This window comes from Pseudomonas sp. S3_A03, from assembly GCF_054668275.1.
The window spans coordinates 1,312,349-1,327,735 of record NZ_CP162753.1 but is presented as its reverse complement, the minus strand read 5'-3'; the positions used below and the strand labels follow the sequence as shown (position 1 = coordinate 1,327,735).

At 61.7% G+C, this 15,387-nt stretch carries 8 protein-coding genes and 6 pseudogenes; 5 read left to right on the top strand and 9 right to left on the bottom strand.

Translation table 11 applies throughout. The features are described 5' to 3' along the window. Positions 1-95 precede the first annotated feature (95 nt). Both AB4O25_RS05820 and AB4O25_RS05815 read right to left on the bottom strand, forming a co-directional pair. Complete coding sequence (locus AB4O25_RS05820; protein WP_017528466.1) at positions 96-947, bottom strand: CAP domain-containing protein; 852 nt, start codon at positions 945-947, stop codon at positions 96-98. 81 nt (positions 948-1,028) lie between these two features. Next, a complete protein-coding gene (locus tag AB4O25_RS05815) occupies positions 1,029-2,243 on the bottom strand; it encodes an MFS transporter (protein WP_460150641.1) in 1,215 nt (404 codons plus the stop codon). 113 nt (positions 2,244-2,356) lie between these two features. Here AB4O25_RS05815 and AB4O25_RS05810 point away from each other — a divergent pair, with 113 nt between their 5' ends. Continuing rightward, positions 2,357-3,238, top strand: coding sequence for a LysR family transcriptional regulator (locus tag AB4O25_RS05810; RefSeq protein ID WP_017528465.1), 882 nt, complete (start codon positions 2,357-2,359; stop codon positions 3,236-3,238). Between the two features lie 55 nt (positions 3,239-3,293). Next, positions 3,294-3,970: pseudogene (locus AB4O25_RS05805) on the top strand (GNAT family N-acetyltransferase). Positions 3,971-4,010: 40 nt separating this feature from the next. Here AB4O25_RS05805 and AB4O25_RS05800 read toward each other — a convergent pair. Continuing rightward, the gene (locus AB4O25_RS05800) at positions 4,011-5,045 is read right to left on the bottom strand and encodes a methyl-accepting chemotaxis protein (RefSeq protein ID WP_411736591.1); all 1,035 of its coding nucleotides are present in this window, start codon (positions 5,043-5,045) and stop codon (positions 4,011-4,013) included. A gap of 258 nt (positions 5,046-5,303) precedes the next feature. After that, positions 5,304-5,576: pseudogene (locus AB4O25_RS05795) on the bottom strand (PAS domain-containing protein); the annotation flags it as partial. Between the two features lie 162 nt (positions 5,577-5,738). On the opposite strand from AB4O25_RS05795, the pseudogene AB4O25_RS05790 reads away from it, so the two are divergent. Next, positions 5,739-7,941 (top strand): annotated as a pseudogene (locus tag AB4O25_RS05790) (OsmC domain/YcaO domain-containing protein). Positions 7,942-8,008: 67 nt separating this feature from the next. Here the strand turns inward: AB4O25_RS05790 and dapA are convergent. After that, entirely contained in the window at positions 8,009-8,863 is an 855-nt protein-coding gene (gene dapA, locus AB4O25_RS05785) for a 4-hydroxy-tetrahydrodipicolinate synthase (RefSeq protein WP_460150640.1), read from the bottom strand. Positions 8,864-9,144: 281 nt separating this feature from the next. Further along, the gene (locus AB4O25_RS05780) at positions 9,145-9,642 is read right to left on the bottom strand and encodes a VOC family protein (RefSeq protein WP_017528459.1); all 498 of its coding nucleotides are present in this window, start codon (positions 9,640-9,642) and stop codon (positions 9,145-9,147) included. A gap of 238 nt (positions 9,643-9,880) precedes the next feature. Here AB4O25_RS05780 and AB4O25_RS05775 point away from each other — a divergent pair. Both AB4O25_RS05775 and AB4O25_RS05770 read left to right on the top strand, forming a co-directional pair. Beyond that, positions 9,881-10,757, top strand: a pseudogene (locus AB4O25_RS05775) (AraC family transcriptional regulator). 263 nt (positions 10,758-11,020) lie between these two features. Beyond that, positions 11,021-11,593, top strand: a complete 573-nt coding sequence (locus AB4O25_RS05770; protein ID WP_460150946.1) for a glutamine amidotransferase-related protein — start codon at positions 11,021-11,023, stop codon at positions 11,591-11,593. A gap of 62 nt (positions 11,594-11,655) precedes the next feature. Here AB4O25_RS05770 and AB4O25_RS05765 read toward each other — a convergent pair. From AB4O25_RS05765 to AB4O25_RS05755, 3 genes and pseudogenes are all read right to left on the bottom strand, one after another. Continuing rightward, positions 11,656-12,991 (bottom strand): annotated as a pseudogene (locus tag AB4O25_RS05765) (MFS transporter). Between the two features lie 87 nt (positions 12,992-13,078). Further along, positions 13,079-13,989 (bottom strand): annotated as a pseudogene (locus tag AB4O25_RS05760) (EamA family transporter). A gap of 763 nt (positions 13,990-14,752) precedes the next feature. After that, positions 14,753-15,367 carry a hypothetical protein gene (locus tag AB4O25_RS05755; protein ID WP_460150639.1) on the bottom strand — a complete coding sequence of 205 codons (615 nt, stop codon included), beginning with the start codon at positions 15,365-15,367 and terminating at the stop codon, positions 14,753-14,755. Between the last annotated feature and the right edge of the window lie 20 nt (positions 15,368-15,387).

The following is a 15,387-nucleotide window of genomic DNA, read 5'->3' as shown; positions in this document are numbered from 1 at the left end:
CGCTGTCAGTTCAGCGCGAATATCCGCGAGCGGGCGGCTGGCTGCTCTATGCGTTTGAGCAGGCCGGGCCGCCCGCCGGGTGTTGGCCCAGCCCGTTACTGCGTGCCGAACAGACCGGTCCAGTAGATGCCCGCATCGCTCTTGGGGTCCATCGCATACGCGGCGCCCAGTTCGCGAAATTGCGGGTTCATCAGGTTGGCGCAGTGACCGGGGCTGGCGAGCCAGCCATCGACGACTTTGCGTGGGGTATCCAGGCCGGCGGCGATATTTTCGCCGATGTTCTTCGCGATGTACCCGGCCAGTTCGGCGCGGTCGCCAGGGGTGCGGCCGTCGTGGTCCAGGTGGTCGAAGAAGTTGCCGTTGGCCATGTTTCGGGTATGGCTGTTGGCGGCGCTGGCCAGGGTGTCGTTCCACGACAGCGGCGTGGTGGCGCTGAATGCCTGGGCGCCGCATTGGCGGGGTTGGACGCGGGCGGTGTTGATCAGGTCCAGCAGTTTCCTGCCTTCGGTTTGCCAGTCGCCCAGGCCGCTCGATAGCAGCGGGCGGGCCAGCACGATGCGCCAGTCCTGGCCGCTGTTGCTCACGCCGATGTCGACGAATTGCGGGTCCAGCACCACCCGGCAGAAGCTTTCGCGCACGGCCTTCATGGCGGCCTGGGCATCCTTGGGGCCGGACAGGCTGATGGCCTGCACATTCACCATCGGGTAAGCGGCGCGGGCCAGGGCCTGCTGCAAATCGCCGACGTTGTTGGCCGGGAGCACCAGCCGCGTGTCGCTGGCCAACGGTGGCAGTTCCTGGGAACCCTGGTCACCGCAGCGCTGCACCTGGCTGCGGTATTGGTTGATCTGTTGTACCAACTGACTTTCTTCATTCGCCATCGCGCTGGCGCAGAACACCGTACTGGCGGCCAGCGTCGTGAGGCCCATCATCAATGACAGAACGCGCATGGACGTTACCCTTGAGCTTGAAAGTGCCCATGATGCGCGATGTAACCCGGTCTGGCGCAACGCCTTTTTTGTTTTTTTGCCTCAACGGGTGTTCTGCACGCCGTTCGCCGCACGGGTGTGGCCCCATGCCATCGCCATGGCGACCAGGATCAAGCCGACGGCCACGGCGAAGGTGGCGTGCAAGCCATGCGTCACCGCCTGCGGCGCGGCGCGGGTGACGTTGGGGGTGACCCAGGCGAACACCGCGCCCAGGGCCGAGGTGCCGACAATCAGGCCCAGATTGCGCGACAGGTTGAGCAAACCGGAGATTGTCCCCCGGCGTGCGGCCTCTACATCGCTCATGACGCCTGTGTTATTGGCGGCCTGGAACAGGCTGTAACCCGTGGTCAGGATCATCAGCGCGGCCAGGTAGGCAATCAACCCCGAAGTCAACGACAGCAGCAGCGCGCCACACGCCAGAATGCCCAGCCCGGCGCGTGTCATGCGCTGGCTGCCGAGGCGGTCGGTGAGGCGGCCGGCGGGTACGCCGGTGAGCGCCGCGACGCACGGCCCGACGGCCAGCGCCAGGCCCATCCACTCAGGGCCCAGGCCCAGGCCGCGGGACAGGTAAAACGGCCCGACCACAAAGGTGGCCATGATCACGGCGGCGATCAACGTGCTCATTGCCAGGCCTGTGCGCAGCGCTGCATCGTTGAGCGGCGCCCAGAGGCTCAACCGCGCGGCTGACTGCGTGCCGTGCCGATCCGGCGGCAGGCAGCGCCACGCCAGCGCCACCGCCAGCAGCCCCAGGGGCATGCCCGCCAGGAATAACGCGCGCCAGCTCCACAGGCTGAGCAGCATCCCACCCACGCTGGGCCCCATGGCGGTGCCCACGGCCGACACGGTGCCGAGCAAGCCCATCGCCCGGCCGGTGCGCTCTTTGGTGACGGTATCGCCGACCATGCCCAGGGCCATCGCCATCATGCTCGCCGCGCCCAGCCCTTGCAGGACCCGCGCGGCGATCAACGCATTCAGCGACGGCGCCACGGCGCATACGCCGCAGGCGAAAGTAAACAACAGCAACCCGCCCAGCAGCAGGCGGCGGCGCCCGAGGCGATCACCCAGGCGGCCGGCATTGACGATGACGGCCGTGATCGCCAGCAGGTAGGCCAACACCACCCACTGCACCGCGTGAAACGACGCATCGAACGCCAGCGCGAGGCTGGGAAGGCCGACATTGGCGATGCTGGTGCCGAGGGACGCCAGCAACATGGACAACGACAGGCTGACGAGACCGCCGCGTGGGGAGGAGGGCATGGGAGATTCCTTGAGTGACTGCAACTGTCACAACTCTACGGCGTGGCCTAACATGGCGGAAGGCGCATGGTTTGCACTCAATACCTGCATATGACGCCTGCCAAGGAGCGCTGATGCCCGATCTGAATCTGCTGATCACCCTGGATGTGCTGCTCGCCGAAGGCAGCGTTGCCGGCGCAGCCAAGCGCCTGGGCCTGAGTGCCTCGGCCATGAGCCGTGCGCTGGCGCGTCTGCGCGACACCACCGGCGACCCGCTGCTGGTGCGTGCCGGTCGTGGCCTGGTGCCAACCCCGCGAGCGCTGGAGTTGCGCGAACAGGTCAGCCGTCTGGTGCAGGACGCACACGCCGTGTTGCGCCCGACGTTGAGCCTGGATATGCATCAGGTAGAGCGCACCTTCACCCTGCGCACCAGTGAAGAGTTCGTCGAGCACGTGGGCCCGGCGTTGCTCGCGCGTATCGCCCAAGAGGCGCCTGGGGTGCGCCTGCGCTTCGTCAACAAGACCGACAAGGACAGCGCCTTGCTGCGCGATGGCCGGGTGGATCTGGAAACGGGTGTGGTCGACCCCGCCGCCAGCCCCGAAGTGTTGACCCAGGCGCTGTTTCGCGACCGCTTGATCGGCGTGGTGCGCAAGGGCCATCCCCTTAGCCGGGGCGCCATCAGCGCACAGCGTTTTGCCGAGGGCCGGCACGTCTACGTCTCGCGTCGCGGGCAGGACCGTGGTCAGATCGACGCTGCGCTCGAGCGCTTGGGCTTCACGCGACAGATCACCAGCATCGTTGCCGGCTTCTCCACGGCCATGGCCCTGGCACGCGACAGCGACTTGATCGCCAGCGTGCCCGAGCGCTACACCGCCCACCGCCACGACCTGTTCTGCTTTGCACTGCCGGTCAGCTTGCCGACCTTCACCGTGGCGATGCTCTGGCACCCACGGCTGGACGCGGACCTCGCCCATCGTTGGCTGCGTGGCTGCTTGCGTGAGGTGTGTGGGCAATAACCCCTGCGCAACAGGTACAATCGCCGCCGCCTTGACGCGAAACCCAGGAATTTGCATGTTCAGCCTTACCCGCTACACCACGCCGTGCCCCGAGACCATCAATGGCCAGATCCTGCAACTGGTGGTGGACAACCTCACCGACATCAGTAGCGTGGCGCTGCCGCCGAGCAACCTGCTCTACAACATCTACCAGTATGCGATTGGCTTTGAAGTGCACCTGTACCTGGAGGCGCTGAAGGGCGACAAGGGCATTGCAGTGGAACTGATCGTCGCCACCGATGCGCAGGATGCCGAGCGGGTTCTCGGCTTTTTGTTGTGCTTGCCGGTCAAGGATGATCCCCAGGCGTGCGGCATTGCCTTTATGGCGGTGCAGGCCGGTTGCCGCCGACAGGGCGTGGCGCGGGGCATGATGCAGGACGTGCTCGCGCGCTACCCCCATGCCGAACTGGCCTGTGCGGTGGAAAAGGTCGCGGCCTTCGAAGCCATGGGTTTCAGGTACGCGCTGCGCGCGGCACCCAAGTGCTGATGAACACCCGCGACTACGCCACCGATGGCTTGATGGGCGTGCTGGATGTCGCGCCGATCTACAGCTCGCTGGAGGTGCGCCAGATCCACACCTACCTGCTGCAGAAACACGGCAAGCGCGCCATGGTGGACGCTGAGAAACAGCGGGATCGGCACCTGGATCAGTTGACGCGTAAAGCCCGGTTGTTCGTGCAGTCTCGCGGTTGAGCGCGTCTGGTCAACGCGCTCAAGCCCCGCCGCGTTTTACTCAGCGATTGAAACGTTCTACCAGCGCGTATTGAGTGGCGGCGGTGTTGGTCAGCTCTTTGCTCAACCCGGTGGATTGATGGGCTTGCAGCGAGGTCTGGTCGGCCAACTCGGCGATGGTGGTGATGTTGCGGCTGATCTCCTCGGCGACGGCACTTTGTTCTTCGGTGGCGGCGGCGATCTGGGTGGTCATCTCCGTAATGTGCGACACCGCTTCGCTGATGCCCACCAACGCCTGATCCGCTTCCAGCACCCAGGCCACGCCTTCCTGGGCCTGGCGTTGGCCGTTTTCCATGCTGAGCACGGCATTGTTGGAAGACGCTTGCAATTGGGTGATCAGGGCGTGGATCTGCGTCGTGGACTGCGAGGTGCGCTGTGCCAGTTGGCGCACTTCATCGGCCACCACGGCAAAGCCACGGCCTTGTTCGCCCGCGCGGGCGGCTTCGATGGCGGCGTTGAGCGCCAGCAGGTTGGTCTGATCGGCGATGCCTTTGATCACGTCCACCACGCTGCCGATTTCATCGCTGTCGCGGGCCAGTTGCGCCACGGTGGCGCCCGTCTCGCCGACCACGGTAGACAATCGCTCGATGGCCTCGCGGGTATCGCGCGCCACTTCGCGGCCGCGGCCGGTCAGCACGTTGGCTTGCTGGGTGGCGTCGGCGGTACGTTGCACATGGCTCGCGACTTCCTGGGTGGTGGCCGCCATCTGGTTGACCGCCGCCGAGACCTGTTCGGTTTCGACGCGCTGACGGTCAAGGCCCCTGGAACTGGCGGTCGCCAATTGATCGGATTGCCCGGCCAGCGCGCTGAGTTGTTCGGCACTGTCCTGTAGGCGCGTGAGGCAGGTTTTCAGGCGTGCATGCTGGCTGAGGAATGCTGTTTCCAACCGCGCTTGAGGGCCGCGTGCGTCGCTGTACATCTGGGCGATCAAGGCATCCGACGTCGAGGGTTCGACCCCCTCCAACAAACGCAAGGTGCTGCCTTGGCGCCAGCGTGCGCAGAGCATGCCCACCGGTACCGCGACGGCCACCGCCACGGCGATGGCGGCCGGTGCGCTGAGGAACAGCCCGCCGAGGGCGCCGGCAACACCGGTGACGGCATAGGGCGCGCAGCCTAAAAGCGCCGGCAGCCAGGCATCCTGCAGCGAAACGCCGGATTTGCCTTGGCCCAGGCGTCGATACAGCGCCTGGGCGCGACGGATTTCGTCGGCGCTGGGCTTGACCCGCACCGACTCGAAACCCACCACCCGGCTGCCTTCGAAGATCGGCGTAACGTACGCGTTGACCCAGTAATGGTCGCCGTTTTTCGAGCGGTTCTTGACGATCCCCATCCACGGCAGGCCTTTTTTCAGCGCACTCCACATGTGCGCAAAGACGGCCGGGGGTACGTCGGGGTGACGCACGATGTTCTGCGGGGCGCCGATCAGGTCGGCTCGTTCAAAGCCACTGATCTCGACAAAAGCATCGTTACAGTAGGTGATGCCACCCTGCGTATCGGTGGCAGAGATAAGTTTTTGCGATGGTGCGAGTGAAATTTCGCGTTGTGTTACGGGCTGGTTATTGCGCATTCCGACTACTCCCTGGTTGCACCCAGTGCATCGGCACTAACCGGCAGAAGATTAATGCACATGGGCTATTTCGCCCGCCATTGGTCAAAAGCCTGAAATCAGTCGACGAAAAACCTCATAATGGCCGCCATTTTTGTTTAGCCCGTATTCTGGTGTGCCCCCATGGAAATCAAGGTCAACTTTCTCGACAACCTCCGGCTTGAAGCCAAGTTCGATGACTTCACGGTGATTGCCGACCAACCCATTCGCTACAAGGGCGATGGTTCGGCGCCGGGGCCATTCGACTATTTCCTCGCTTCGTCGGCGTTGTGCGCGGCGTACTTTGTGAAGTTGTACTGCCAGACCCGCAATATCCCCACCGACAATATTCGCCTGTCGCAGAACAATATCGTCGACCCGGAAAACCGCTATAACCAGATCTTCAAAATCCAGGTGGAGTTGCCGGCGGATATCTCCGATAAGGACCGCCAGGGCATCCTGCGCTCCATCGACCGTTGCACCGTGAAGAAAGTGGTGCAGGCCGGGCCGGAGTTTGTGATCGAGGAAGTGGAAAACCTCGACGCCGATGCCCAGGCCTTGTTGATGCCCGGCAGTACCTCGCAAGGGGGGCACGTACATTGCCGGCAAGGACCTGCCGCTGGAGCAGACCATCGCCAATATGTCGGGGATCCTCGCCGGCCTGGGGATGAAGATCGAGATCGCCTCGTGGCGCAATATCGTGCCTAACGTGTGGTCGCTGCATATTCGCGATGCGCACTCGCCGATGTGCTTCACCAACGGCAAGGGCGCGACCAAAGAGGGCGCCTTGGCGTCGGCGCTGGGCGAGTTTATCGAGCGGCTCAATTGCAACTTCTTCTATAACGACCAGTTCTGGGGTGAGGAACTGGCCAACGCGCCGTTCGTTCACTATCCGGATGAGCGCTGGTTCCAACCGGGACCCAACGACGAATTGCCCAGCGAAATCCTCGACGCCTACTGCCGCAAGGTCTACGACCGCGAAGGCGAGTTGCGCGGCTCGCACCTGTTCGACACCAACTCGGGCAACGAAGCGCGTGGCATTGTTTCGCTGCCGTTCGTGCGCCAGTCGGATGGCGAGGTGGTGTACTTCCCGTCCAACCTGATCGAAAACCTTTACCTGAGCAACGGTATGAGCGCGGGCAACACCTTGGCCGAAGCCCAGGTGCAATGCCTGTCGGAGATCTTCGAGCGGGCGGTCAAGCGCGAAATCATCGAAGGGGAATTTGCCCTGCCGGACGTGCCGGCCGAGGTGCTGGCCAAGTACCCAGGCATTGTGGCGGGCATTGAGGGCTTGCAGGCCCAGGGCTTCCCGGTACTGGTCAAGGACGCGTCGCTGGGCGGTGAATTCCCGGTGATGTGCGTGACCTTGATGAACCCGCGCACCGGCGGCGTGTTTGCCTCGTTCGGCGCTCACCCAAGCCTGGAAGTGGCGCTGGAGCGCAGCCTTACCGAACTGCTGCAAGGCCGCAGTTTCGAAGGCTTGAACGACTTGCCGCAGCCGACCTTCGAAGCCCAGGCCGTGACTGAGCCGAACAACTTCGTCGAACACTTCATCGATTCCAGCGGCGTGGTGTCGTGGCGTTTTTTCAGCGCGCAGTCGGAATATGAATTTGTCGAATGGGACTTCTCGGGCGAGGGCGAAGACTCCAACGCCCAAGAGGCCGCGACCTTGTTCGGCATTCTCCAAGGCATGGGCAAAGAAACCTATATGGCGGTGTACGAACACCTCGGCGCCACCGCCTGCCGCATCCTGGTACCGGATTACTCGGAAATCTACCCGGTGGACGATCTGATCTGGGACAACACCAACAAAGCGCTGTTCTTCCGCGCCGATATCCTCAACCTGCACAGCCTTGACGAGGATGAGCTGCAAGCGTTGGTCGAGCGCCTGATCGAAAGCGAGCTGGACGACTACACCGACATCACCACGCTGATCGGCATCGAGTTCGACGACAACACGGCGTGGGGCCAACTGACCATCCTGGAGTTGAAGCTGCTGATTTTCCTGGCCTTGAAGCAGTATGAAGAAGCCAAGGAATGCGTAGAGATGTTCCTGCAGTACAACGACAATACCGCCGAACGTGGGCTGTTCTATCAGGCGATGAACGCGGTGCTGGAGATAGAACTGGACGACGACCTAGAACGGGCGGATTACGCGGTCAACTTGCGCCGCATGTTCGGCGATGAGCGCATGGACGCAGTGATGGGGTCGGTGGACGGCAGCGTGCGGTTCTACGGCTTGACGCCGACCAGCATCAAGCTGGAAGGGCTGGACCGGCATCTGCGTTTGATCGAGAGCTACAAAAAGCTGCACAGCGCGCGGGCTCGCGTCACCTCGGCAGGCTGATGTAGGCGTTTCAACAATGTGGGAGGACGCAAACCCCTCCCACATGGGTTCCTGGTTGCCCGCGGGGCTAGCTGAGCAGGCTGTTCAGTTGAGTCCGGGTCGCGTCGCTGGCGCTTTGCAGCGGTGCCCGCAACTCGCTGCCGATCAAGCCCTGTAACGCCAGGGCGGCCTTCACGGGGGCCGGGTTGGGTTCAATGAACAAGGTGTTGATCAGCGGCAACAATGCGAAGAACGTGGCCCGCGCTTGGACCCATTGGTTATCCCGTACTTGCTGGCACAGCACCACGAACTCTTCGGTGCGCACATGGGCCGACGCCGCAATCGCCCCCGTGGCACCCAGGCACAGGGCGTTGAAGATCTGCACATCCTCGCCGCACAACACGTCCACTTCACTACTGGCCAACAGCGCCAAGGTATTACCCAGGTTGCCGCCACAGTCCTTGATCGCCACGATGCGCTCATGGGCGACGATGCTCAGCAAGGTGGCCTGCTCAAAGGTCGCGCCGGTGCGGTAGGGAATATCGTAGAGAATGATCGGCACGCTGGACGCATCCGCCACGGTGCGAAAGAACGCCGCAAGGCCGGCCTGGGACGGGCGGATGTAACTTGGCGCCGGCACCAGCAAGCCCGCCACCGGGCGCTTGAGGATTTCGCTCTGAAACCCCAACAACTCAATCTGATTATTGCCTGCCAGGCCCATCACCACACGGTGCGCGGGCGCCACTTGCAACACCGCATCCAGCACCGCCAGTTGTTCCTCTCGGCTGAGCGCGGCAGCTTCGCCGGTGGTGGTGCACACCATGATCCCGGCCACGTGCTTTTCCAGCAGATGGCCGACCAGCCGGCGCAGGCCGATGAAGTCGATGGCGCCGTGATTGAACGGTGTGACTACGGGAACCCAGATACCTTGAAACGATGACATGCATTTTCTCCTGAGGATGGACCAGTCAAGTCACCGTCAGAAGGGCAGGGGCAATTGTGCAAGGGGGAGGGAGTCCGCGCTCAATGTCCTGTCAGCTCATCTGACGGGACAGCGCGCCCCGGTCACATGAGCGACTGTTTCTTCGATTTGAGGGCGTGCGCCACGCAACCTTGCGCCTTGGCAACCGAGCCAATGACGTAAAGGTTAACCCACGTGGTTGCGGACATAAGCTGACACACCCTGAAGAAGGGCTCCATCTTCAGGGGATGTCAGCAAATGTGTCAAGTATGACCTGCTGAATGCCCAGCCACGGCGGCTTCGATGGCGGCAATGTCGATTTTTGTCATGGTCATCATCGCTTCAAACGCACGCCGAGCTATTTGCGGATCGGTGTGTGCCACCGCATCCGTCAACACGCGAGGCGTGATTTGCCACGACAACCCCCACTTGTCCTTGCACCAGCCGCAAGCGCTGGGCTGGCCGCCGTTGTCGATAATGGCGTTCCAGTATCGATCCGTTTCGGCCTGATCATCGGTGGCGATCTGGAACGAGAACGCCTCGCTATGGGTAAACATCGGGCCGCCGTTCAAGCCGATGCAAGGGATGCCCAGTACGGTGAATTCGACGGTCAGTACGTCGCCTCGTTTGCCGGACGGGAAATCACTCGGCGCCCGGCGTACGGCGTTCACCGCGCTGTCGGGGAAGGTCTTGGCGTAAAAGTTGGCAGCCTCCTCGGCGGTGCCGTTGTACCAGAGGCAGAGGGTGTTTTTAGCAGTCATGTTGGCTCTCCACGGAGTGAGTGGTCCCAGGAGTCTAGTTTTTTCAGGTCCTTCGTGGCATCAAGTGGCGTGAGGCGGCTGGACAATGCGCGCGTTGGCTCTGCAAGCGACTTCGCGTTGAAACCACAGGCATAACCCCGCGTAAATGCCGGGCGTCCATTTGAGCAAACACAGCTAGGCGCGGGTCGATGCAATCGCCCAAGCTAGTGCCTGGCGTATATCCAGGAGCCTTTATCCAGTGTCTGACTTGCCGAGCAATGCCGCCTACAGCAAACGTTTCGATGCGGTACTCGCCTTTATCGAGGCGAACCTTGAAGGCGACCTGTGCGTGAAGACGTTGAGCCGTGTGGCGAATTTTTCGACGTTTCACTTTCACCGGCAATTCACCGCGTTCGTGGGCGTGCCGGTTTCACGTTATGTGCAACTGATGCGACTACGGCGCGCGGCGCACGGCTTGTCTTCCAGGGGCTGATTATTCGGTGCTGGACGCCGCCGTTGGGGCGGGCTTCGAAAGCCCCGAAGCGTTTTCCAGAGCATTCAGGCGGGCGTTCGGTATGGCGCCGAGCGCCTTTCGAAAACGACCGGATTGGCACGTGTGGAACGCGGTATTCGCCATCCCTCATTTTTCCAGGAGCGTTGTCATGCAGGTAAGAATTGTAGAGTTTCAAGCCGTCAGGGTTGCCGTCCTCGAGCACTGCGGTGCGCCAGCGCGGGTGAGTGAAAGCGTGGGTCAATTTATCCAGTGGCGCCTGCGCAGTGGACAGTCGCCGGTGGCATCCAGTCGCAGTTTTGGTATTGCGTTCGGTAACCCTGATACGACCCCGGCCGATGAGTTCCGGTTTGCGATCTGCGGCGAAGTGCGCGAGGCGGTAAGCGCGAATGAGTTTGGCGTGACTGAGCGCGTTATCCCCGGCGGGCGTTGCGTCGTGGTGCGGCATACGGGCTCGCCGGATCACATCGCAGAATCGATTTATCCGATCTATCGCGATTGGCTGCCCGGCAGTGGCGAGGAGCTTCGCGACCACCCGCTGTTCTTCGATTACCTGAGTGTTTTCCCCGAGACACCGCAGGATCAGTGGCAGACCGATATTTACGTGCCGTTGCAATCGCTTTGAGCTTGCAAATGACACAATGTGTCATTAGTATGCGCCTTGTGTCTTTCCGGGCTGGTCGGATAAGGCATTGACCCCTGGTAGCCGTGCGGCCTGCGCTCATTTTAAAGGTGAAGAATTGAACGTCCATTTTCTGGTGCATGAGTCTTACGAAGCCCCTGGTGCATTTGAAGGCTGGGTAACCGCTCGCGGTTATCAAGCGACGTATTCGCGCGTCTACCCTGAATGAAGCGCTGCCGGCCGATGCGGGCTCATTCGACCTGTTGGTGGTGCTGGGTGGCCCACAAGACCCGGCGACTACGCCCGCACAATGCGCGCATTTCGACGCCGCGGCCGAGTGTCAGCTCATTCACACCGCCATTTTGTCGCGACGCGCTGTGGTTGGGGTTTGCCTGGGGTCGCAATTGATAGGCGAGGCATTGGGGGCCGCTTTCGACCACAGCCCCGAGAAGGAAATCGGCAAATTTGCGATTTCCCTGACCGCTGAGGGGTTGGCTAATCCAAAGTTTTCGCACTTTGGAAGCACCTTGGACGTCGGCCATTGGCACAACGACATGCCAGGGCTTACCCCGGATGCCAAAGTCATTGCCCACAGCGAGGGTTGCCCGCGTCAGATCGTCGAATACACGCCTTTGGTGTATGGCTTTCAATGCCATATGGAACTCACCAGAGACGTCGTGGAATTGTTGATCCAGGCCTCTGAAGCGCAATTGCGAACGCTCACCGACCACCGCTTTGTTCAGCAGCCCGCCGAGTTGCGAGATAACGATTACGCTGAAATGAACCAGAAGCTGTTTGTGTTTTTGGACAAGCTGGTCGCCGATTACCAGGCAGGATGAAACCAGGGGTAGGTCGCGCAGTCTCGCCGGTGTTCGACATCGTTGAGCGGCAACGCGCGAACCTAACGCAAGGGCAACGGCGCTGCGCCTTTTTCCTCCGAGCCCACGTCATGCAGGGAAATTCTCGACGTCTCCGGCAACGCCAACCCGCCGGCCAGCGCCAGCAACGCCACCGCGATCAGATAAAACGCCGGTGACAGGTTGCTGCCCGTGGTGCTGATCAACCAGGTCGCCATCAGCGGCGCGGTGCCGCCGAAGATCGTATAGGCCATGTTGTAGGTGATCGCCGAGGCGGTATATCGCGTACGGGTGGGGAAAGTTTCCGACAGCAACGCCGCCGTGACCACCCCACATAACACCGCACCCACCGCCAGCAACATCACGCCGACGACCGACGCCGCGAACGAACCGGAACTGGCCATCAAGAACGAGGGGTACACCACCACCATCAACAATACGCACGCTGTCATCACCGTGACCCGACGCCCCACTCGGTCCGAATACAGCCCGGCCAGCGGGCAAATGGCCGCTGCGAAAATCAGGGCAATCAGCGACACCAGCAACGCAACCGCCCGACTCAGCCCGCCCGCCACTTGCAGGTACGTCGCGAAGTAGGTGGTGAACATATAAAACGACAGCGCCGTCAGCGATACAAAAGCGCCCAGGCAGCAGATCGCCGCAGCATGGTGACGCAGGGTGTCCTTGAGCGGCGAATGGGCGACCGAGTGTTCCTGTTTCACGGCCTGGAAGGCGGGCGTCTCATCCAGTTTCCAACGCAGGTAAAGCCCCACCAGACCCAACGGTGCGGCGATTAGGAACGGCAGGCGCCAGCCCCAACTGCCCATCGCTTCGCCAGACAATGACGCTTCAAGGGCATACGCCACCACTGCTGCGGCGGCGAAGGCCGAGAACGTCGACACCGGCACGAAGCTGCCGTACCAGGCGCGTTTGTCGCTGGGCGCGTGCTCCATCAGATAGGCACAGGCCCCGGCGTATTCGCCCCCGGCCGAGAAGCCCTGAGCGCAGCGGATCAGCGACAACAGAATCGGCGCCGTGACACCGATGGCAGCGTAGGTGGGGAGCAGGCCGATCAAGGTTGTGGCGCCGGCCATCAGCAGGATCGTCATGGCCAGGGTGCGCTTGCGGCCAATGCGGTCGCCGAGCATGCCGAAAAATCCCGCCCAGGGGCCGAAAGGCGAAGGCCACGGCAAATACCGCGAAGGTCTTGAGCAGCGCCGCGCTGGCATCGCCGCTGGGGAAGAACTGCTGGGCGATGGTGGTGGCGAGGAAACCGTAGACGGCGAAGTCAAACCATTCGACGAAGTTACCGATGCCGGCGGCGATGATCACCTTTCGCAAGGTTTGGGGGCTGACCTGTTCGGTGGAAGGGCTCGTCATGGGGGAACGCCTCGGGATGCGCCAATAGAGCGCTGATTATCCGAGGCGGCGCTCAGGTGGCGACGTTCAAAAGAGGCCTCTGCATAGTCAGCAGCGACCTGATGGGCTCGATCCAGGCAAGACCTGCGCCTTGACGGGCGGGCGGGGCGACGTGCGATAAGTCAGCAGCACGATGGCCGTCACCACAATGACACCCCCCAGCATCTGCCCGACGCTGAGCAGTTGGTCGAGCACGATCCAGCCCATCAGCAGCGTCGCCAGCGGCTCAATGTTCATGACCGGCGCGTTTCGCGGCATATCCAGGCGAGGTACCGACATGAACAACACGATAAAGGCGGTGCCATACAGCACCACCAACGTGGCCAGCGCCAGCCAGCCGGTCGCGGTTGCCGGCGTGTCGAGGCCGCCGGGCAGCGCGCCACTCAGGCCCGCAAAGTTGACGCTGGCGAACACGATGAAGATCGTCAGCAGGCTGCGCACGGAACCGCGTACCTGGGACAACTTGTGGTCGGTGATCCACAGCGCGCAGGTAAATACCCAGGCGGCGCAGAAGGCCAGGGCGACGCCGACCAGCCATTGCGGGCCATTGCCGGCCTCGCTCGACAGGCGCCCGGGCACGTCCAGTACAAACACCAGCCCCACCAGGATCAACCCCATCAGCAACGCAGTGCGAGCAGTGGGGCGCGGGCCACCAATGCCCAGGTAAGCAGTGCCAGCAACATCGGAAACACGTTGGCTACCAGCAACGCCAGCGCGACCGGTATACGGGCTACGGCGGAATACAGGCACAGGCTTTGAGTGGCGATGAGCAGGCCCAACAGCACTTGCCAACGCCAGGCACCCGGCGGCAGGCGCAGACTTTGGCGTTGCCACAGCACCCACCCGGCCAGCACCAGCAACGTGCCGCCGGAGCGCAGCAAAATCGCCAGCAGCACACCGGCGCCATCGTCAAAGGCAACGCGCGCAGCGACATGATTGCCGGCGAAGGCGCAGCCCATGCAGAGCAGAATCAATACCGCGATAGGTCGGGAGAAGAGAGCGGGGGCAGGGGTGTCATGATCAGAACTCGGGCAATGGCGCCATTGTCGAGAATGGCTATTTATTGTTAGGTTGTCGTATGACTTGAGGGGCTTTTTTTAGCGCGTTTGGAGGGCAGGGGCAAGGAGGAATTTTAGAGTGCGGCCTTAATGCTGGGCATTTTCGGCTTTTTTTGCTGGGTTTTATGCGTGGTTTGTTTGGCGGGGATAGATAAGGCTGAGCCAGTTCTGTCCTAGAGGTCGTACGACTTCAAGAACTGGCTCTTACCGCGTGGCTAGACCTCCTTGAACCTCGCCGTCTGGATTCCGGGTGCGCCCTGGGCAATGCAGATGACCGAGATCTGTGGTCGATTCCCGTCTCTGAGGAGGTAACGATCATTCACCGTAGGCCCGGTCAGGGGAAGGCAGTTTGGAACATCCCAAAGAAGCGTGCCTGCACTTACGTAAGGTCCGCCGTTGGCAACGACTGTGTTGGTCGCTGAGCTATACACTTGCGTCATAGTGGTATCCATCCCTTTTGCGTTATTAAGAAGCGGGGCCCAGTGCCGAACCCACCGTTGCAGGCTATGACGGGCGGTCGAATGTCGGTAAGTATCGTTACCGTAACGCTACTTGGGATAAGGGCCCAGGGAGAACGCATTGATGGACGTATCAAAGTGAATGCCAGCCTGATTCTGTGCATCGAACGGTACTTGCAGGTATCGACTGAGTTGGAACGTTGAGCTCACGCCAACCGAGGCGTAGGAATACGATGAGTAAGCGAATAGAGGGTGAATACGCTGGTCGGCAACACACTGCCGCTACTGATATCGCTGCCTACCAACGCCCATACAACCGCTGTTGGCTGTGAAATATAGCGAGTCTGAAAGCGGTTCAGCGTGAAGAGGTTGAGCGCTGACGGCGTGTCGGGTTTGCCGGATGCGCTGTCGTAAATATAGAGCGCCAACCCCGTGATCAACGCCTGCGAGTCGGGGGGAGCATCGTAGTAGATACCGATACTGCCGTCCTTGCCTTTGCCGTTTCCATTAATTTGCACGCCGTTGAAGACATAGCTGTTGCCATAGGCGACGGGGCTTGTCATGCCCATATTAATCACCTCGACAGAGGCGACGGTGCCATTGGCTATATAAAGGTTGGCGTCCTGTTCAATCACCAGGTTCATCGAGTCGCCGATGGGGGGCGGTAAAGTGATCGCAATGACGGTGTTATTCGCCTCGGAGGCCGGGTTGGGCACGGCGATGACAATCGATTGATTATTGGCATTCAAAAACTTCCTCGCATCGGTATCCAGGTAGAGGGTGAGCTGTAATGTCCCCGCCTGGCTAATGAGGGCAAACAAGCCTGCTGCAACGCCTGCGC